The sequence below is a fragment of the uncultured Acidaminococcus sp. genome, from assembly GCA_900538365.1.
Classification (GTDB): Bacteria; Bacillota; Negativicutes; order Acidaminococcales; family Acidaminococcaceae; genus Acidaminococcus.
In genome coordinates, this window is record UPXT01000010.1 from 34,537 (window position 1) to 52,724 (window position 18,188).

At 52.4% G+C, this 18,188-nt stretch carries 18 protein-coding genes; 9 read left to right on the top strand and 9 right to left on the bottom strand.

Translation table 11 applies throughout. The features are described from left to right. Nucleotides 1-3 precede the first annotated feature (3 nt). Both QZQ08_RS03495 and QZQ08_RS03500 read left to right on the top strand, forming a co-directional pair. A complete protein-coding gene (locus QZQ08_RS03495; RefSeq protein ID WP_296327934.1) occupies nt 4-672 on the top strand; it encodes a CBS and ACT domain-containing protein in 669 nt (222 codons plus the stop codon). After that, nucleotides 662-865 (top strand): DUF951 domain-containing protein, encoded by a 204-nt coding sequence (locus QZQ08_RS03500; RefSeq protein WP_296327938.1) that lies wholly within the window; start codon nt 662-664, stop codon nt 863-865. Before QZQ08_RS03495 ends, QZQ08_RS03500 begins: the two co-directional genes overlap by 11 nt. A gap of 401 nt (nt 866-1,266) precedes the next feature. Here QZQ08_RS03500 and QZQ08_RS03505 read toward each other — a convergent pair whose 3' ends face one another. Both QZQ08_RS03505 and QZQ08_RS03510 read right to left on the bottom strand, forming a co-directional pair. Beyond that, on the bottom strand, nt 1,267-2,679 hold the full coding sequence (locus QZQ08_RS03505; protein ID WP_296327940.1) for a YfcC family protein: 1,413 nt from the start codon (nt 2,677-2,679) through the stop codon (nt 1,267-1,269). Nucleotides 2,680-2,682: 3 nt separating this feature from the next. Next, nucleotides 2,683-3,873: an amidohydrolase gene (locus tag QZQ08_RS03510; RefSeq protein WP_296327943.1), complete on the bottom strand. Its 1,191-nt coding sequence runs from the start codon at nt 3,871-3,873 to the stop codon at nt 2,683-2,685. A 570-nt stretch (nt 3,874-4,443) separates the two neighbouring features. Between QZQ08_RS03510 and pepV the strand changes: the two genes are divergently transcribed. Then, nucleotides 4,444-5,820 (top strand): dipeptidase PepV, encoded by a 1,377-nt coding sequence (gene pepV / locus QZQ08_RS03515; protein ID WP_296327946.1) that lies wholly within the window; start codon nt 4,444-4,446, stop codon nt 5,818-5,820. A 213-nt stretch (nt 5,821-6,033) separates the two neighbouring features. On the opposite strand, the gene larC is transcribed toward pepV, so the two are convergent. The 3 genes from larC to larE are packed head-to-tail and all read right to left on the bottom strand — an operon-like array spanning nt 6,034 to nt 8,860. Beyond that, nucleotides 6,034-7,365, bottom strand: a complete 1,332-nt coding sequence (gene larC, locus QZQ08_RS03520; protein WP_296327948.1) for a nickel pincer cofactor biosynthesis protein LarC — start codon at nt 7,363-7,365, stop codon at nt 6,034-6,036. Further along, on the bottom strand, nt 7,362-8,117 hold the full coding sequence (gene larB / locus QZQ08_RS03525) for a nickel pincer cofactor biosynthesis protein LarB (RefSeq protein ID WP_296327953.1): 756 nt from the start codon (nt 8,115-8,117) through the stop codon (nt 7,362-7,364). Before larB ends, larC begins: the two co-directional genes overlap by 4 nt. Then, nucleotides 8,117-8,860: an ATP-dependent sacrificial sulfur transferase LarE gene (larE, locus tag QZQ08_RS03530; RefSeq protein ID WP_296327955.1), complete on the bottom strand. Its 744-nt coding sequence runs from the start codon at nt 8,858-8,860 to the stop codon at nt 8,117-8,119. Before larE ends, larB begins: the two co-directional genes overlap by 1 nt. A 195-nt stretch (nt 8,861-9,055) precedes the next feature. Between larE and QZQ08_RS03535 the strand changes: the two genes are divergently transcribed. The 6 genes from QZQ08_RS03535 (at nt 9,056) to QZQ08_RS03560 (ending at nt 13,921) form a co-directional block, all read left to right on the top strand. Next, nucleotides 9,056-9,607: a biotin transporter BioY gene (locus QZQ08_RS03535; RefSeq protein WP_296327957.1), complete on the top strand. Its 552-nt coding sequence runs from the start codon at nt 9,056-9,058 to the stop codon at nt 9,605-9,607. Between the two features lie 25 nt (nt 9,608-9,632). Further along, nucleotides 9,633-10,319, top strand: a complete 687-nt coding sequence (gene bioD, locus QZQ08_RS03540; protein ID WP_296327959.1) for a dethiobiotin synthase — start codon at nt 9,633-9,635, stop codon at nt 10,317-10,319. Between the two features lie 15 nt (nt 10,320-10,334). After that, nucleotides 10,335-11,675 (top strand): adenosylmethionine--8-amino-7-oxononanoate transaminase, encoded by a 1,341-nt coding sequence (bioA, locus tag QZQ08_RS03545; protein WP_296327961.1) that lies wholly within the window; start codon nt 10,335-10,337, stop codon nt 11,673-11,675. Between the two features lie 73 nt (nt 11,676-11,748). Next, nucleotides 11,749-12,984 (top strand): Xaa-Pro peptidase family protein, encoded by a 1,236-nt coding sequence (locus QZQ08_RS03550; RefSeq protein ID WP_296327963.1) that lies wholly within the window; start codon nt 11,749-11,751, stop codon nt 12,982-12,984. A 65-nt stretch (nt 12,985-13,049) separates the two neighbouring features. Further along, nucleotides 13,050-13,367, top strand: a complete 318-nt coding sequence (locus QZQ08_RS03555) for a hypothetical protein (protein WP_009015733.1) — start codon at nt 13,050-13,052, stop codon at nt 13,365-13,367. Beyond that, nucleotides 13,367-13,921: a manganese efflux pump MntP family protein gene (locus QZQ08_RS03560; RefSeq protein ID WP_296327967.1), complete on the top strand. Its 555-nt coding sequence runs from the start codon at nt 13,367-13,369 to the stop codon at nt 13,919-13,921. The genes QZQ08_RS03555 and QZQ08_RS03560 overlap by 1 nt, the downstream gene beginning before the upstream one ends. A 56-nt stretch (nt 13,922-13,977) precedes the next feature. Here QZQ08_RS03560 and QZQ08_RS03565 read toward each other — a convergent pair whose 3' ends face one another. The 4 genes from QZQ08_RS03565 to QZQ08_RS03580 are packed head-to-tail and all read right to left on the bottom strand — an operon-like array spanning nt 13,978 to nt 17,897. Continuing rightward, nucleotides 13,978-15,162, bottom strand: a complete 1,185-nt coding sequence (locus QZQ08_RS03565) for a DNA polymerase IV (protein ID WP_296327969.1) — start codon at nt 15,160-15,162, stop codon at nt 13,978-13,980. Continuing rightward, on the bottom strand, nt 15,159-16,232 hold the full coding sequence (gene mnmA, locus QZQ08_RS03570; RefSeq protein ID WP_296327972.1) for a tRNA 2-thiouridine(34) synthase MnmA: 1,074 nt from the start codon (nt 16,230-16,232) through the stop codon (nt 15,159-15,161). Before mnmA ends, QZQ08_RS03565 begins: the two co-directional genes overlap by 4 nt. Further along, a complete protein-coding gene (locus QZQ08_RS03575) occupies nt 16,229-16,756 on the bottom strand; it encodes a YbaK/EbsC family protein (protein WP_296327974.1) in 528 nt (175 codons plus the stop codon). Before QZQ08_RS03575 ends, mnmA begins: the two co-directional genes overlap by 4 nt. Further along, a complete protein-coding gene (locus QZQ08_RS03580) occupies nt 16,743-17,897 on the bottom strand; it encodes a cysteine desulfurase family protein (protein ID WP_296327976.1) in 1,155 nt (384 codons plus the stop codon). The genes QZQ08_RS03575 and QZQ08_RS03580 overlap by 14 nt, the downstream gene beginning before the upstream one ends. Between the last annotated feature and the right edge of the window lie 291 nt (nt 17,898-18,188).

An 18,188-nucleotide genomic window follows, 5' to 3' on the forward strand; every position in this document is an offset into this window, starting at 1 on the left:
GCTATGCGCATAAAAGAAATCATGACACCGACAGTGATCTCCATCCGCAGTGACCAAAGTCTTCTGGAAGTGCGGGAACTGATGCTGAACAATAACCTGCGCCGCATCCCGGTTACCGATAAGGAAGGACTCCTTATCGGTATCGTTACGGACGGGGATGTTTCCCGGGCTACGCCGAGCGATGCAAGTGTGCTGGACCGGTATGAGGCCAATTACCTATTGGGGAAACTAAAGGTCAGCGATATCATGACCAAATCCGTCTGGACCGTCCGGGAATCGGACAGCGTCGAAACCGCTGCATACCTGCTGTATACCCATAAAGTAGGGGCCCTGCCCGTTGTAGACGGAACGAACCATATTGCGGGCATCATTTCCGATACGGATATCTTCAAGGCTTTTGTAGATATCATGGGGTATAACCAGACGTCGACGAAGGTCGTCATCGATACGAATGATAAAGTTGGTGTCATTGCCGAACTGTCCCAGATCTTTACGGAAAGGGGGGTAAACATCATCTCAATCCTGTCCCGGACGCTTGCTGGTGATGAACGAGAAGTTACGATCCGCGCCGATCTTACGCAGGCCATGGATATTGTGGAACGGATCCGCGATGCCGGCTATGATATCAAGGAAGTTTCAACCTTGAGAGTGGAGGCAGGCCATGAAGGATGATGTTGCGCTCCATATTGGAGATATCGTACGCATGAAAAAAGCGCATCCCTGCGGCTCCTATGAATGGGAGATTACCCGTACGGGCATGGATATTGGCATCAAATGCAGGGGCTGCGGTCACTTTGTGATGCTGCCCCGAGCCAAATTCATGAAAAGCGTCCGTGATATCCTTGTCCATCAGGAAGAATCGTGAGAGAAAAAAGAAGCTGTGAAGAAATAAGGAATTTATTTCTTCACAGCTTCTTTTTATACATTGCCTATTTTATGGATAAGAAATGTGTTTTTGTCAGGACGTTTGAGGAAAGTACGTCATGGTTTTGGTTTTACCCCTTTAGGTCTTTCATTTCCTTTGTTTTTTTGTAAATTCGGTTCAGATGGGCCAAAGACTGCAAAAAGCTTCCTGTTTGATGAGCTGGGGCTGGAAGTAACGGCACGTGGTTAAAAGAGGACGCGCCTAAGTGATCGCTATCACTAGCCGTGAGACAGGCCGTTCTGCGATATGCCGTAAGCCCATTGCTTCGGATTTATCTTTCTTAATGCAATGGGCTTACGTTCTTCATCAAATCAGCTCGATTTTTGGGCTGACTAAAAAACTCAGTAGCCAATGACAAAGCCGATGGCGACCATGATGGCCTGAACACCGACGAGCATGATGAACAGCGGAGTAAAGAACTTCCACCATTTCATCATGGAAACGCCGGCAATGCCGCAGGCAATGGGAAGCGTTGTTGTGGGCCACATGATGTTGGAAAGGCCGTCACCAAACTGGAAGCAGAGGACGGCAAGCTGGCGGCTCATGCCGAGCAGGTCGGCCAAGGGGGCCATGATGGGCATGGAAACAACGGCCTGTCCGGATCCGGAGGGGATGAGGAAGTTGAGGAGGGTCTGGACAATCAGCATGGCTTCCGCAGCGGCAAGCTGAGGCAGCGCGGACAGGGGCATGAACATGCCGTAGACGAAGGTGTCCATGATATGGCCTGTCTGCATGACAATGAGGATGCCGCGGGCAAAGCCAATCATCATGCAGGCTGCCGAAATGTCCCGGAAGCTTTTTTCAAGGCTGCGGGCAATCTGGTTGGGATTCCAGCCGACAAGAATGGCGGAAATGAGTCCCATGATCATAAAGAGGGCGGATAGTTCCGTAAAGTACCAGCCATAATATTTGCACCCATAGACCAAGGCGATGACCCCGGCGAAAAAGACAAGGAGGATGAGGACATGACGGAAGGTGAAGGCATGTTTCTGCAGTTCTTCCTCCGTGATGGCAAATTCATTCTTGGCCCCGTAGACAAGGCTCTTTTGGGGGTTCTTGGCTATCTTGAGCGCGTAGCGAATGGTATAAAGGGAAGCCACTGCAATCATGGCCAGGTGGGAGAGGATCCGAAAGCCTGAGCCGCTCATGATGGGAAGCTCCGCAATGGCTTGGGCCGTCCCTACGGTGAAGGGGTTCATGAAGGCCCCCGCATAGCCGATGGCCGTGGCGCAGGAAACGATGGCCAGGCCAACGATGGCGTCATACCCCATGGCAATGGTGATGCCCACAAAAATCGGGATAAAGGGCAGGGCCTCTTCGGAAATTCCCACTGTTGAGGAGGCAAAGCTGATGACTGTCATGAAAAGGGGAATGATGAGGACCCGCATCCTGCCGCGGACCACGCGCAGGAGTTTGGCAACAAGCCCATCAAAGGCACCGGAGCCAATGATGAGGCCAATGAAGCCGTAGGCAATGAAGAGAAAAAGAATGACCGGCGCGGCGTCCTTCATACCAAGATAAATACATTTGAACATTTCAAAAAAGCCGACCGGATGGGCTTTGACAAGATGATAGGTACCGGCCTGGACAATCTTTTGCCCCGTGCTGTTGGTGACGCGGTCAAAGTCACCTGCTGGCAGGATCCAGGTCATGATGGCGGCAAAGACAATAATGCCAAACAGCAGGACAAAAACATGGGGGAGGGCCCAACGGGAACTTTTTTGGTCAGGGGCTTTTTCGGTTTCTTCAGACATCGCTTATCCTTCCTTTCCTGTAACGGATTGCTCAAATTCTTTTTGCACGGCCGCACGGTATCCGGCATCATTAAATACGGTAAGGACCATTTCCGCGATGACGGCAGCCCCTTTGGCCATTTGATCCAGGGCGTGAGGAGTTATGGTGGCGTCGCGCAGGGCTGCCGAGTGGCCGGGGCAGGCCTTGTCCGAAATCGAGATGTAGGCGTGGAGTGTCGGACAGCGGTAGCTTACATTGCCGGCATCTGTCGATCCGCCCGGCGGCAGGGGGTCACCAACAGGTTCCCCATAGGAGGTGAAGAGTTCCTTGATCTTTTCTTCCAAAAGAGGAACCCGCACCATGTCATCAAAGTCAGAGCCTGCGAGGGCAAATTCCACACTGCAGTCAAGGGCAAGGGCGGCTCCTTTGGCGCAGTTTTTTACGATCCGGTCCAAGCGTTCAATTTCCCGTTTGACAGGATAGCGGAACTCAAAGCGAAGGGCGGCCCGATCAGGCACGACATTGGGGGCCTTGCCGCCTTCGGTGATGATGCCGCTGGCAATGGTAAAGGGATGGAAGGAATCCCGCCGGGCGTCCACCAGGTCGAGAAATTTGCGCAGGGCGGTCAGCGCGTTATGTCCATCCCAAGGGTCGCCGGCTGCATGGGCCGTTTTCCCCGTAAAGGTGATTTCGTAGGCACGCAGGGCGTTAGCCTGTGTATTGGTGCGGCTTATACCGCCTGACGTGCTGTGCATCATAATGGCAAGGGCATCCCCGTCAAAGACCCCTTCTTTGGCAAAGATGAGTTTGGCACCAACGGTTTCTTCCGCCGGTGTCCCAATGACTTCGAGCGTCCCGTGAAATGCGTCTTCTGGTAGCTCACTCAGGACAATGCCGGCAAGGACCGACAGGGGGCCATGCAGGTTATGCCCGCAGCCGTGACCAATGCCAGGCAGGGCGTCATATTCGACCATGATGGAACATTTTGGACCTTCCCCTCGTTTCAGTGTGGCGCGAAAGGCTGTATCATAGCCGAGTTCCTTTGCCATAAAGGGATATTCAATGGTAAAGCCATAGGGGGCAAGGGCATCGACAATGGCACGGCTGGAAGCGCTTTCTTCCATGGAAATCTCCGGATGGTCATAAAAAGTGCGGACCAAGGTTTCGGCTTCTTTGCGGTGTTTGGCGACTTGTTCCATGATGATTTTGTTCATGATAGACTTCCTTTCCTTTTGATGGCTTCAAGACCCTGTCCTGATGCCCTATTTTGATACGTTCCATGATAGCACAAAGTACCTTGCTAAAGTAAAAATTTCCTAAAAAAGGGTAATTCTGACAATGCCTTTCTTGAAAATCGTATCAATTGATACAGGAAAGGTCCTTCTTTTTTTGTAAGGTTCGTTTTTCCTGAAAAGAGAAAAATAAAAGAAAAAGGAAAAAGATTTGTCTTTTCTTCGCGGACATTGAGGGAAGACTTTCGCTAATCCCCTGTATTTGATGGTTTTTGAAGGATGCCGAGCGGCCCTTTTTGAAAAAAGTGGACAGTTTCGATGAAAAGAGAAGGAAAAGAAAGAAAAATAACAATATTATTACAAATGGTACGATATTATTGACATAATTCTGAAAACTGGATACAATAGAGTCACGAAGTTTTGGAAATCCCCTTTATGATGGGAGTAAGCTTCCCTTTCTGAAGCCTACTGGTGGATTGGAACGCGCCCTTCAGCCGCCCCTTTCTTTCCGGCCCTGTCATTTTGGAATGGACATATAGAGGAGGAATTACGATGGAACTCAAAGAATCCGTTGCTCGTCAAAAAGAAGCGCTGCTCAAGACCCTGTCGGAAGCAATCAAGATCCGCAGCGTCCAGGAAGAAGCCAAACCGGGCATGCCTTTTGGTGAAGGCCCTGCCAAGTGCCTTGATTATATGCTGAAAGTCTGCGAAGACATGGGCTTCCGTACCAAGAACGTGGATAACTATATGGGCTGGGCCGAAATCGGCGAAGGCGATGAAATGGTGGCCATCCTTGGCCATCTGGACGTCGTTCCTGAAGGCAAAGGCTGGGATAAGGATCCCTACAGCGGTGAAATTGATGACACGAACGTCTATGGACGCGGTGCCATGGACGATAAGGGACCGGCCATTGCGGCGCTTTATGGCATGAAAGCCATTGTTGATGCTGGCCTGCCCCTGAAACGCCGTATCCGTATCCTCTTTGGGACAAACGAGGAAACCGGTGCTGCCGATATGGATTATTATCTGGAAAAAGGCGGCGAGGTTCCGGTCTGCGGCTTTACACCTGATGCCGAATATCCTCTCATCAACGGGGAAAAAGGAATCGTCAATGCCGACTATACGACGCATTTCACGCAGGATGGCGAGGTCAAGCTTGTCCGTATCCAAGGCGGTACGGCCTACAACATCGTTCCTGCCCTGTGTGAAGCGGAATTTGCCGCGCCCAGCGAAGAAGCCAAAGCGCTTGTCTCCCGTTTTAACGGGAAAGACGGAATGACCGTTGAACTTACAGAAGGCGGCTTCAAGGTTACGACCCACGGTAAGGAAGCTCATGGTTCCCATCCGGAACTGGGTGAAAACGCCATTGGCAAGCTGCTCATTGGCATCAAGGACTTTCCTTTGTCCAAGGGCCTCAAAGAGGCGATGGCTTTCCTTGCTGATAAGATTGGGATGGATCCCTATGGTGAAAAGATTGGCATTGGCCTGGAAGATGAAGTGTCGGGCAAACTGTCCTTCAACATGGGTATCCTTGAAGGGGATGCTGAGCACCTGACCGTAAAGATCAACTATCGTTATCCTGTAACAAAGACTTACGAAGATTGTGCCCCCAAACTGACCGAAACCTTTAAGAAGGCCGGTTTTGAACTGACCAGTGAAGAACACAAGGGTGCCCTCTACGTAGATGAAAAGACTCCTTATGTTCAGACACTGCTCGATGTCTATCATGAAATGACGGGTCTTACGGGCGGCGCTATGAGCATCGGCGGCGGTACCTATGCCAAGGCCATTCCTAATATCGTTGCCTTTGGCCCCATTTTCCCGGGCGATACGGTCCGTGAACATCTCCCCAACGAATTCTGGGAAATTGAGATCCTCATGAAAAATGCCCAGATTTACGCCGAAGCCATGTATCGTTTGGCTAAATAGGCTTGATTCTGCTTTCTTCATCCGGCACTTTGGCATTTCCTGTCTAATTGTACCCACATAGATTCCTTTCCTACGAACCCTGTCCTCAGACTGCAACTTTTTCTTACATCAAACCCCATTTGTTTTTCGCTGGGGTACCGGATGATGTCTTATTCTTGCAAAAAAGCTGCGGAGCATTTGCTCCGCAGCTTTTTTGCTTTTTGATGCAAGTCGTTATTTTGTTGTCTGACGCATCTGCCATAAAGCTTTCTGTACCCGTTCCCGGGCCTGCCGGAGGGAAATTCCCTCAGCCGCGGCAAGCTGTGACAGGTCCTCATATTCTGCCTTTTCTCGCGATACCCCATAGCCTGAAGCCCGTTTGACACGGATTTCCTTCCCTTCAACGGAAACGGAGTGGATGGAACGCTCCATTTCGTAGCGAGAAAAAGGATATTCCCGGACGCCCAAGGTGGATGTGTGGGCAAAGAGCGTCCGAACAAGGGCGGCCTTGTCCGTTTCTTCACAAAGGACTGTCAGGGCAAGGGCGGGACGGGACTTTTTCATATAGATGGGAGTCATGTAGGCATCAAGGGCTCCCTTTTTGCGGCAGGCTTCCATGGCAAAGGCGGCTTCCTCGCCTGTCATATCATCAATCTGGCAGGTGAGGTGCCATAAACTGCGGATCTTTTCCCCCGTTTCTCCCAAAAGGGTACGGAGCACATTGGCCACGGGATAGACCTTGTGGCCGAGGCCATAGCCGATGGCTTTGGTGGTCATGACAGGGAGCGGACCAAAGTGCTGGACGAAATGCTTCAGGATGGCTGCCCCTGTTGGCGTGCATAGTTCTCCCTGAATGGTTCCGCCATAGATGGGAATCCCTTCGAGCAGGTAGCCTGTGGCCGGAGCCGGTACGGGAAGGATGCCATGGGCGCAGTGGACAAAGCCGGAACCAATGTGGATGGGAGAGGCCATGATCTTTTCCGGCGCCAGATCATGAATGAGGTAGCAGGCTGCCGCAATATCGGCAATGGCGTCAAGGTTTCCTACTTCATGGAAATGAATCTCCGAGACCGGTTTTTGATGGGCCCGACTTTCGGCTTCGGCAAGGGCATCATAGACAGCAAAGACATCGGCCTTGACGGCATCTGTCAAATGAAGATTCTTTACAATGGCTTTGATATCGGACAGATTGTGATGGGCATGGTGATGGCTGTGATAACCGTGATGGTCAGGTTCTCCATGTTCATGCTGGTGTGTATGTGCATGATGGTGATCATGATGTCCCGCATCCCCAGAGGGTACAGTGTCTGCGGGGGAAAGGCCCGCAAGGGCTTCATGGTCCAGGACATCAAGGGTCTTTTCCTCTTTGTCGCCGATCAGGACACGCATCATGAGTCCGGAAATTCCACAGTTTTCCCCTTGAAGAAGGGTATAGGTAACGCCAGGGATGCCTATGGCATTCAGGCGAGGAAGGATTTCTTCCGGATGGGGATAAAGGGAAAGGAGGGAGGCCGTGATCATATCACCGGCGGCTCCCATAGAGCAGTCAAAATAGAGAAGTTTCATGAGTTTGTTCCTTTCACATGGTTGATGAGGTGGGCTTGGTAGGCGGCACCAAATCCATTGTCGATATTGACGACGGATACGCCGCTGGCACAGCTTGTCAGCATGGCACAAAGGGCTGTGACGCCCCTGAAGTTAGCTCCGTAGCCAACGCTGGTAGGAACGGCAATGACGGGACAGCGGACAAGGCCGCCGACAACGCTGGCAAGTGCGCCCTCCATGCCTGCAATGGCAATGATGACGGAAGCCTCCATTAAGTCATCCAAATGGCTAAGGAGGCGGTGAAGACCGGCAACACCCACATCCTGGATGGCTTTGACCCGGTTTCCGAGCGCGAGGGCTGTGAAGCGGGCCTCTTCAGCTACGGCAAAGTCACTTGTTCCGGCTGAAAGGATCAGGATGGTTCCATGGCCCGTTGGCTCGGGAAAAGAGCCTAGGATGCCTATGTGCCCCGTCGCTTCGTAATGAAGGGGCAGGGTCTTTTGAATCTGGTCGGCCTTTTCTTGGGACAGGCGGGTGATGAGGACAGGACCGTCGCTTTCCTTTTTGAGGACCTGGGCAATGCCTGCAATCTGTAAGGCTGTTTTTCCGGCTCCGTAGATCACTTCCGGAACCCCCTGCCGCTGGCCCCGCTGTGTATCAACTTGGGCATAGCCCAGATCGACAAAGGGCGCCTTGCGCAGTCTGAGGGAGGCCTCTTCAATGGAAAGGGTTCCTTCCTTGACTTGCTGAAGAAGCTTTTCAATGGCAGCCATCAGCGCACCTCCAAATCGAGGAAGACCCCGTCATAGCGGGTCCGGAGCATTGCAAGGATATCTTCCCTGTGCTGCAAGAAAAGCGGGAGCTGTGCCTTCTTTACCTGCAGTTTGGCACAGCCAGCAAAGAGGCGGACCCGAAAATCGGAAAAGCCAAGGCCCATGAGGTAGGTCTCCGCCCATTCGGTCCGTTCCAATTTTTCTTTTGTGATCGGTTCCCCTGTAGGGATCCGTGTGGCAAGGCAGGCATAGGAAGGTTTGTTCCAGGTGGGAAGACCCAGGGCTCTGCTTTTTTCCCGGATCAAGGTTTTGGTAAGACCGCATAGGCGCAGGGGTGAAAGGACGTCCAGCTCTGCAAGGGCTTTCATGCCCGGCCGATCGGAAGCGTCATCAGAGGCATTTGTGCCGTCAAGGAGAAGGTCGTAACCGTCTTTTTTGGCGGCTTCCCAAATGGTGAAAAAAACGGCTTTCTTGCAAAAATAGCAGCGGTCTTTCGGATTTTGGACAACGGTTTCATTTTGCAGGACATCAATGGGAAGGAGCGTATGGGCAACACCAAGTTTTTTTGTCAGCGCTTTGGCTCCTTCCAGCTCGAAGCGGGGGACAAAAACGGAATCAATCGTATAGGCATGGACAGACTGGGCATACTGGGCCGCGGCTGTCACGAGATAGGTGGAGTCCACACCGCCTGAAAAGGCAATGGCGACTCGGGGATGTGCCTCAAAAAAGGCTCTGAGGTCCATGGGAATCACTCCTTTTTAAGGACTTTTTTCTGTCACCATTATATCATCGATGAGCTGGATTTCAGGAAAAAAGAAGCGTGAATTTTTTTAGTCAGGCCTTTTGCATGGTTAATACGTTAACTATAGTAAAATACTAGGTTGACTAAATACGGAAGGCGCCGTAGAGTAAAAAGGATTTCGAATCGAGGTGAAACCATGCAAACAAGAAATCTACGTGAACTCGTCCTCTCGAGCCTCTTTGTGGCGCTTATTGCCATAGGCGTCATCATCCGTATTCCCCTTGGGTCAACGGTCTATACCCTGCAGTTTTTGGCTACCCTTCTTGCTGGCGCCTTGCTGGGCGGACGTTTAGGGGCACTTGCTGTCCTGACCTATACGGTGATGGGCCTTGTCGGTCTGCCGGTCTTTGCTTCTGGGGGCGGTCCCAGCTACATCCTGCAGCCGACCTTCGGCTATCTTGTGGCCTTCATGCTTCAGGCCTATATCGGGGGAACGTACATTCGGCGCGGCGGTCCGATTACGTTCAAAAAGCAGCTGACAGCGCATCTCATTGGTCTTGTCATCGTTTACACCGTAGGCATCGCTTATTTTTATGCAGTGAGCCGGTATTTGCTGCAAAGCACCATGACTTTTGGGGTCATGCTCTGGTACTGCGCGGTGCTGCAGATTGTCCCTGACCTTGTCATTTGCGCAGTGGCCGCCCTCATAGGGGATCGGGCCTACCGGATCGGTCTTTGGATCAAGTAAGAAAGGAAAAGAAAGAAGGAAGAACATGGGAAGAGCATTGTTTGTTACAGGTACGGGAACGGATGTGGGAAAAACTTTCGTGACGGCCCTCATGGTCAAGAAATTGAGGGACCACGGGTATGATGGAAGCTATTATAAAGCGGCCCTGAGCGGGGCTGAAAGAGGAACGGACGGCGGGCTGATCCCCGGCGATGCCCAGTTTGTGAAAATGACGGCTGGGCTTTCCGAAGCTCCAAGGGACCTTGTGACCTATATCTATAAGGAGGCCGTATCACCCCATCTGGCCTCCCGCTGGAACAAGGATCCCATTGATCTTGTTCGGATCCAGGAAGCGTATGCCCGCCATTTGGTCTGTCATGACTATTTGACCATGGAAGGCAGCGGCGGTATTATTTGCCCTCTTTCTTGGGAACCGGAAAAGAAGCTGCTGCTGGAAGATGTAATCATTGCCTTGAAGCTCCCCTGCATCATTGTGGCGGATGCGGGCCTTGGAACCATCAATGCGTCTGTCCTTACGGCGCGTTATCTGAAGGAACGGGGTATCCGCGCAAAAGGGTTCTTCTTTAACCATTGGGATGAGAACGATCCCATGCAGCAAGATAATTGGACCATGACGGAAGCACTCACGGGACTTCCCATCCTTGCCGGCATCAAGGACGGCGCCAGGGATCTCCCCTTAGACGCAGACCGCCTTGCCGCCCTATACGAATAAGAAAGGAGCCCTCCCATGAATGAGTATCAGCAGCGGGATCTTGCCCATATCTGGCATCCCTGCTCCCAAATGAAAGATTATGAAAGCCTGCCGCCCCTTTTTGTGGATCATGCAAAAGGGTCCTGGCTCTATGATGAAAAAGGAAAGGCCTATCTTGATATCATCAGTTCCTGGTGGGCCAATCTCCTGGGGCATGGCAACCCCGTCATCAATGAACGCATCAAGGCCCAGCTGGAAAAGCTCGAACATGTGATTTTTGCCGGCTGCACCCATGAAGCGGCCATTACCCTTGCCGAACGGCTCCTGCCCCTTTTGCCTAAGGGCCTGACAAAATTCCATTTCAATGATAATGGATCTTCCTCGGTTGAGGCCGCACTCAAGATTGCTTTTCAGTATCAACTCCAGACGGGACACGGTGAACGGACCCGCTTCATGTGCCTTTCCGATGGGTATCACGGCGAGACCATTGGGGCCCTTTCCGTAGGGAGCATGGATCAATTTGCAAGGCTCTATCAGCCCATGATGATGGATAATATCCATGTAAAGGCTCCGGACTGCTACCGCTGCCCCTTTCATAAGACGCGGGATACCTGCCAAGGGGACTGCATCCAGTATGCGGAGGAAACCTTTGCCCAATCGGCCCGGGAAACCTGTGCCCTCATCGTGGAACCGCTCCTGCAGGGCTGCGCCGGCATGCGTGTCTATCCGGCCGTATATCTGAAGAAACTGCGGGCGCTGTGCGATGCCTATGATGTGCTTCTCATCTGTGATGAAATTGCCACAGGGTTTGGCCGGACGGGGAAACTTTTTGCCTGCAATCATGCAGGGATCACGCCGGATATCATGACCGTTTCCAAAGGACTTACCGGCGGTTATCTGCCCATGTCCATCACGCTCACGACGGATGCTGTCTACAATGCTTTTTATGCTGATTACAGTGAGCACAAGGCTTTTGTCCACAGCCACACATATGCAGGCAATCCTTTGGGCTGCGCGGCAGCTCATGGTGTCTTGGATGAACTTTTGGATCATGGCGTCCTCAAAAAGGCCCAAACCTTAGCCCCCTGGCTTACGGAGCAGCTTAACCAGCGCGTGGGGGACCATCCCCATGTTGGGGAAATCCGACATATCGGACTGATCCATGCCCTGGAACTGGTGGCGGACAAAAAGACGAAGATGCCCTATGATCCTTCCCGCCGCACAGGCTATGAACTTTATGAGAAAGCGCTTTCCAAGGGACTTTTGCTGCGGCCTTTAGGCGATGTACTCTATTTCAATCCGCCCCTTACGATTTCCCAAAACGAGCTGACCTTTGCCTTGGATGTTCTTGAAGACGTGCTCCAAAGCCTTTCTTAAGAGGCGTTGCACTCTTCGGCCCAAGCTCCTATAATAAGGGCCGTACCCTTGTACAAAAAGGAGCTGATGGAAAATGGCCATCCTTGAACATGATGCCTTTATGAGTGACGAACTGCGCCGGGTTCCCCTAAAGGAACTGACAAGCCGTCTGGATTCTTTCCGCCGTGTCATGACGGCACGCGACCCGGCATGGAAAATGGCGGTCATCACGGATAAAATCGATATGTATTATTTTACGGGAACCATGCAGGATGGGGCCTTTATCATCCGGCCGGAAGATGCGATTCTCTGGGTCCGACGGAGCCTTGCTCGGGCTAAAAATGAATCGCTCCTGCCTGAATCCATGCTGCGCCGCATGCACAGTTTTCGCCAGCCAGCAGAGTTTTACGGAAAAGCTGCACCGCCTGTCATCTATCTGGACAACAAGCATACCAGCCTTGAATGGCTGGAATTTTTCCAGAAATATTTTCCCATGAAGCAGCAGCGGAACCTGACCCCTGTCCTTGCGCAGCTGCGCAGCATCAAGAGTGATTATGAACTGGAACTATTGACGCGGGCAGGACGTATCCATGAACAGGTCCTTATCCATGATGTGGCACCGCTCCTTCATGAAGGGATCAGTGAGGCGGAACTGGCTGTCCGTCTTTATCTCAAGATGCTCCTTCTGGGGAGCCATGGCGTGGCCCGGACCAATCGACCGACCGGGGAAGATGTCATTGGGCTGGCTTCTTTTGGGAAAAGTGCCCTTGTCCGTACGGCCTTTGACGGCCCCGGAGGAACTGGCGGAACCTGCGTGGCTGTCCAGAGCATTGGGTCGGCCTTCCGTCTCCTTAAACAGGGTCGCCTTGTCTATCTTGATATTTCCTGCGGGGTCGATGGATACAATACGGATAAGACCGTGGTCTATTACTATGGAGACCTGGATCTGGATCCTGACCGGGAAAAGATTCTGAAGGCCTATGCCTACTGTCTGGCCCTTGAAAAGGAAACAGTTTCCCTTTTGAAGCCCGGAGCCGTCTTTGGTGATGTCTATGATACGGTCATGACACATTTTGATCCAGCCTATGAACCGTATTTCATGAATGGCGGCCGTTTCCTGGGCCACAGCATTGGTCTTGTTATGGACGAGACTCCCGTCATCACCCACGGCGTGAAGGATACGGTCAAGGAGAATATGGTCCTTGCTGTGGAACCGAAGATTGGCCTTCCCGGTATTGGCATGGTGGGCACAGAAAATACCTATTTCATAGGGAAGGATGGGCCCATTTGCCTTACGGGCGGCCCCGTTCCCCTTGCTGTCATCAAATGAACTCGCCAAAAAGGACGCTCCGTGATACAATATAGAGCATGAGTCCAACCTGAGGGGGGAGCCTTATGGCAGATGAAGAAACCTATATCCTGACGAAAGAGGATTTCCAGGAACAACAGGAAGTCATCAAGAAACAGATTTTGGGCAACACCAAGCTGGAAGGCAGGGAAAAACGCATGGCCCTTACCGTCCTGGACGGAATCGGTCAATCCGTCATGGCCGGCGGTGTCCGGCAGCACGGGATCACCAAACAGATGATGAAGGTGAGCCTGCCTATCTTTGGCAAGATGAGTGAAGACAAGCGCCACAATGAAAAAGAATTGAAGGTCCTTCGGGCGCTGACCATGGTCGTATATGAGGCCCTTTACGGGAAACGCCGCTGATGACAGCGCTGACAATTTTTCTCATTGCCGTATCCCTGTCGATGGACGCTTTTGCAGTTTCTGTCTGCGGTGGCATGCGCCTTGCCGAGGAGCGGAAATTTAGGGGCGGGCTTCAGTACGGGGCTTGGTTTGGCATTTTTCAGGCCTTGATGCCTTTTTTAGGCTATCAGTTGGGCCTGTATTTTGCCGCTTGGGTGGATGCCTATGCCCACTGGATCATTTTCTTGATTCTTTCTTGGATTGGCATAGGTATGATCCGAGAGGCACATGAAGAAGCCGCCTGTAAGGTCATTACAGGACCTTTGACGATGCTGGGCCTTGCGGTTGCTACCAGTATCGATGCCTTGGGCGTCGGTGTGGGCTTTGCCTTTGAAGGACTCGACATTGGACCTACAGTCCTTGAAATTGGTACAATCACCTTCTGTTTATCCTTTATGGGCTGTGTTTTTGGATCCTATATTGGCATGAAGGGAAAAACCAAAGCGGAATTGGTGGGCGGCCTTGTCCTTGTCGGTCTGGGGATAAAGAGCCTCCTTGCCCATTACTTTTTTTGAGGGATTGAAAAAGCCACGATCTGGACGCATGAGCGCGTTCGAGGATCGTGGCTTTTTTATAGGGGATGGGAGGGGCCGAAAGGCGCCCCTTTTTTAATGATGGCTTCTCCAAATCGTTTCTTCAGGGCATCTACAGCGAGGCTTCTCTGGGTATTGCGGTCTTTTCCGGAAAACAGGTTTTGTTCAGAACTTTCCTGCGGGACCAAGTGGCTTACGGTCACGCCAAGGAGCCTTACAGGATCGCGCAGGGGGTTCCTACGGGTCAGGAGCTTGATGCGTTCCATGATTTCTTCATCCAGCTGCAAGGGCAGGTCGGAGGAAAGGCTTCTCGTATGGACCTTGAAATCCGGTGTCTTCATCTTTAGCGTGACCGTGTATCCGGAAAGTCCCGCACTTCGGAGGCGAAAGCCCACTTCTTGGGAGAGGTCCCAAAGAATTTCCAAGATGACTGTATGGTCTTGAAGGTCTTTTTCAAAGGTCAGTTCCCGGCCGAGGGATTGACGCTTTTCATCAGGAATGACGGGCCGGTCGTCAAGACCGTGGGCAAAGCGCAGGATGGTTTCTGTATTTTTCCCGAAAAGAGGGGAAAGAAGGGACGCATCACAGGCAGCAAGGTCCCCGATGGTCCTGATACCAAGGCGCGCCAAAAGGGAGGCGGACCTTGCGCCAATACCAAAGATGCGGGAAATCGGAAGGGGAGCGATGCGCGAGGCTGCCTCGCTCTGCCGGATGATGACAAGGCCATCAGGTTTTTGGAGGTCACTGGCGAGTTTTGCAAGGAACTTATTGGGGGCAAGGCCAACAGATGCTGTAAGGCCTGTCTCTTTTTTGATGCGTTCCTTGATGCGGGGGCCAAGGGCGGGAATCTCCCCGACCAAGCGCTCCATGCCTGTAAGGTCCAAAAAGGCCTCGTCAATGGAAAGCGGTTCCACAAGGGGAGAAAATTCATGGAAAATCTGGCGGATCTTTTGGGATAGTTCCAGGTATCTTCCATAGCGTCCTTCTACAAAAATACCCTTAGGGCACCGTTCCAGCGCTTCCTTCATGGGCATGGCCGAATGGACACCGAAGCGCCGGGCTTCATAAGAGGCTGTGGAGACGACCCCCCTTCCGGAAAGCCCGCCGACGATGACGGGTTTGCTGCGGTATTCCGGATGGTCCAGCTGCTCAACGGAGGCAAAGAAGGCATCCATATCAACGTGCATGATCCAGCGAGGTCTTTGGGAAGACGTGGGTTTCATTGGAGAACTCCGCCGCCTATGACGACGTCTGTGTCCTCACCAAGGCCATAGAGGACCGCGGACTGACCCGGTGTAATGGCGCGCTGGGGCTCGTCAAAAAGGATGGAGAAGGTATTGGATCCGGTCGGGGTGACGATGGCCGGCTGTGCTTCCTGACGATAGCGGACCTTGACGAGGCAGGCAAAAGGCGCTTCCGGGATTTTGCCGGAAATCCAATTGGCTTCCTTTACGGCTGCATCGCGGCGGAAAAGGGCTTGTGAAGGACCCACGATGACCGCGTTTTTCCGGGAATCAATGGCTACGACATAAAGCGGCCCATCAGGTTGGGGAAGTCCCAGTTTCTTGTGCTGGCCAATGGTATAGTAGATGATGCCTTTATGGGTGCCGATTTCCTTCCCGTCCAAGGTGAGGAAGGGGCCCGGTTGAGGCTCATAGGAAAGGATGCGCCTTACGGCTTCTGTATACGTCCCGTTAGGCACAAAGCAAATATCCTGGCTGTCAGGCTTGTGGGAATTGATGAACCCGCTTTTCTCAGCAATCTCCCGGGTATAGGTCTTTTCATAGTCACCCAAAGGAAACTGTGTGTGGGCGAGCTGTTCCTGCGTGAGGTTATAAAGGACATAGCTCTGGTCCTTTTTGGGATCTTTGGCACGAAGCAGTTCATAGCGGCCATTGCGCTTCCGGATGCGGGCGTAATGACCGGTGACGATGGTGTCACAGCCCAGTTCCTTTGCTCGTTCGTACAAGGCTCCAAATTTCAGGAACTTGTTGCAGTCGATGCAGGGATTCGGTGTTTTCCCGAGGGTGTAGGAACGGGCGAAGGTTTCCATGACATCCCGGCGGAATTCGTCCATGTAGTTAAAGACAAAATAAGGCATGCCCAGACGGGCAGCGACGCTGCGGGCGTCTTCTACATCCCGGACGCTGCAGCAGGTCTTGCTGCTGCAGCCGGCATCGGGGTTGTTGTAGAGCTTCATGGTGCAGCCTACACATTCATATCCTTGGTCAAGCATGAGTTTTGCGGCTACGGATGAATCAACGCCGCCGCTCATGGCAATGAGTGCTTTCATAGGGATTCCTCCTTGGCATCTATAATTGACGCATCGATGATGCGGGGAATGTGACCCGTGGCGGGCCAGAAACGGTTGATAAGGTCCTTTGCGGATATCTTGAGGGACTTATCATTGCGGCAGGGATGGAAGATCAGGTCCTCTTTCGATAAGAGGGTACGGGAAATGAGAAGCGTCACGGCTTGTCCTGTGTCAAAAAGCAGGCCTAAGGCCGATACAGCCCCTTTTTTACAGCAAAGGAGATGGGAAAGGTCTTCTTTATCCCCAAAGGTAAGATGGCCCGACCCAAGTGTTTCCTGAAGGGCTTTTCCTACAAAGGATTCTCCTTCAGCAAGGAGGAGCAGGAAGAATTGTTTCTTCTTGGGAGCTGTCAAAAAAAGGTTCTTTACTGCCGCGGCTTTCATGGTTTTCGTAAGGACAAGGCCTTCGTCAAGGGTCATGATGGGCGGATGGGGGAAAACCTCATAGGGAATCTTTAGTTTTTTGAGGGCCCCATAGATCTGTATTTCCTCATTGGTCAGCATGGTGCAGTTTTCGTAGGGCTGTAACGTGACCGATGACGATTGCCGCAATGGTATCGATGTCTTTTTCGTCAAGGTCCGCGCCAAGACTGAAGCGGATGGACGAGCGGGCCTGTTTGGCTGAAAGCCCCAAGGCAAGAAGTACATGGGAAGGTTCCGGTGAACCGGACGCACAGGCGGAGCCTGCCGAAACACAGATGCCGTCCATGCCCAATAGGGGCAGGAGGGCTTCTGATGGGGCGCCGTCAAAGGTCATGTTGAGCGTTCCCGGAAGGCTGGGAGAAAGGGCGCCGTTTTGCCGCACGCCTTTAAGGACCAGCAGTTTTTCCCGCAGACGTTCTTTGAGGGCCCGGATGCGGGCGCTTTCCACAGTTTTTTCCTGCATGGCTTTTTCAAGGGCTGCGGCCATACCGACAATGGCGGGGATATTTTCCGTTCCCGCCCGTTTACCCCGTTCCTGGGCTCCGCCTTCGATGAGGCTTTCAAGCTCGATGCCCCGTCTTGCATATAAGATTCCGGCGCCTTTGGGTCCATGGAACTTATGGGCCGAAAAAGATGCCATGTCGATGACTCCTTTTGTGAAATCAAGGTCCATATGGGCCGCGCCTTGCACGGCATCCGTATGAAAGAGCACGCCATTTTCATGGCACAGGGTTCCTATGGCCTCGATGGGTTGGATGGTACCGATCTCGTTGTTGGCTGCCATAACGCTGACCAGGGCCGTATCTGGGCGCAGAGCCTTTCTGACACTTTCTGGGCTGACGAATCCATCCTTTGAAATGGGAAGCAGTGTGATTTCAAACCCTTCTTCCTTGAGGCGCCGCAGACTGTGGAGCACGGCGTGATGCTCCATGACGGTGGAAATGAGATGACGCTTTCCTTTTTGGGCACCGATATGGGCCCCTGTGATCAGGGCCTGGTTGTCGCTCTCGCTGCCGCCGCCCGTAAAGGTAATTTCCGATGGGTGGACGGATAGGGCGCGGGCTGCCTGTTCGCGGGCCATAATCAGGGCACGGGCCGCTTCCTGCCCCTTGGGATGCTGACTTGAAGGATTGCCGTAGGCTTCTGTAAGATACGGCATCATCGCCTTAAGGGCTTCGGGATAAAGGGCGGTGGTTGCCGCTTGATCCAAATAATAGAGCATGATGGAACTCCTTTTTTCAGGGGAAAAACTTCCTTGAAAGGGAAGGATCCCGGTTTTTGGTTTCCTTATTATACACCAAAGTGGCTGTTCTAGGTACCGTCCCTTTGTCAAAGGATGGACCAAGCGGCAGGAAACCGCCATTTTCCTAGGAAAAATGCTATCCCGAATTGCAATAATAAGTTGAACACCCGGCGAACCTTCATGCAGTAAGTGCTGCAAGCATTTCTTCCCTAAAACACTCCTCGGGTGTCTTATAGCCGAGTATTTTTCTTGGCAGGGTGTTGGCCCAGC

Coding starts and splice junctions, on each gene's coding strand:
- QZQ08_RS03495 (WP_296327934.1), top strand. CDS start 4: ATGCGCATAAAAGAAATCATGACACCGACAGTGATCTCCATCCGCAGT.
- QZQ08_RS03535 (WP_296327957.1), top strand. CDS start 9,056: ATGCAAACAAGAAATCTACGTGAACTCGTCCTCTCGAGCCTCTTTGTG.
- pepV (WP_296327946.1), top strand. CDS start 4,444: ATGGAACTCAAAGAATCCGTTGCTCGTCAAAAAGAAGCGCTGCTCAAG.
- QZQ08_RS03580 (WP_296327976.1), bottom strand. CDS start 17,897: ATGCTCTATTATTTGGATCAAGCGGCAACCACCGCCCTTTATCCCGAA.
- larC (WP_296327948.1), bottom strand. CDS start 7,365: ATGAAACTTCTCTATTTTGACTGCTCTATGGGAGCCGCCGGTGATATG.
- QZQ08_RS03560 (WP_296327967.1), top strand. CDS start 13,367: ATGACAGCGCTGACAATTTTTCTCATTGCCGTATCCCTGTCGATGGAC.
- QZQ08_RS03575 (WP_296327974.1), bottom strand. CDS start 16,756: ATGCTGACCAATGAGGAAATACAGATCTATGGGGCCCTCAAAAAACTA.
- QZQ08_RS03510 (WP_296327943.1), bottom strand. CDS start 3,873: ATGAACAAAATCATCATGGAACAAGTCGCCAAACACCGCAAAGAAGCC.
- QZQ08_RS03555 (WP_009015733.1), top strand. CDS start 13,050: ATGGCAGATGAAGAAACCTATATCCTGACGAAAGAGGATTTCCAGGAA.
- bioD (WP_296327959.1), top strand. CDS start 9,633: ATGGGAAGAGCATTGTTTGTTACAGGTACGGGAACGGATGTGGGAAAA.
- QZQ08_RS03550 (WP_296327963.1), top strand. CDS start 11,749: ATGGCCATCCTTGAACATGATGCCTTTATGAGTGACGAACTGCGCCGG.
- mnmA (WP_296327972.1), bottom strand. CDS start 16,232: ATGAAAGCACTCATTGCCATGAGCGGCGGCGTTGATTCATCCGTAGCC.
- QZQ08_RS03565 (WP_296327969.1), bottom strand. CDS start 15,162: ATGAAACCCACGTCTTCCCAAAGACCTCGCTGGATCATGCACGTTGAT.
- larE (WP_296327955.1), bottom strand. CDS start 8,860: ATGGACCTCAGAGCCTTTTTTGAGGCACATCCCCGAGTCGCCATTGCC.
- QZQ08_RS03500 (WP_296327938.1), top strand. CDS start 662: ATGAAGGATGATGTTGCGCTCCATATTGGAGATATCGTACGCATGAAA.
- QZQ08_RS03505 (WP_296327940.1), bottom strand. CDS start 2,679: ATGTCTGAAGAAACCGAAAAAGCCCCTGACCAAAAAAGTTCCCGTTGG.
- larB (WP_296327953.1), bottom strand. CDS start 8,117: ATGGCTGCCATTGAAAAGCTTCTTCAGCAAGTCAAGGAAGGAACCCTT.
- bioA (WP_296327961.1), top strand. CDS start 10,335: ATGAATGAGTATCAGCAGCGGGATCTTGCCCATATCTGGCATCCCTGC.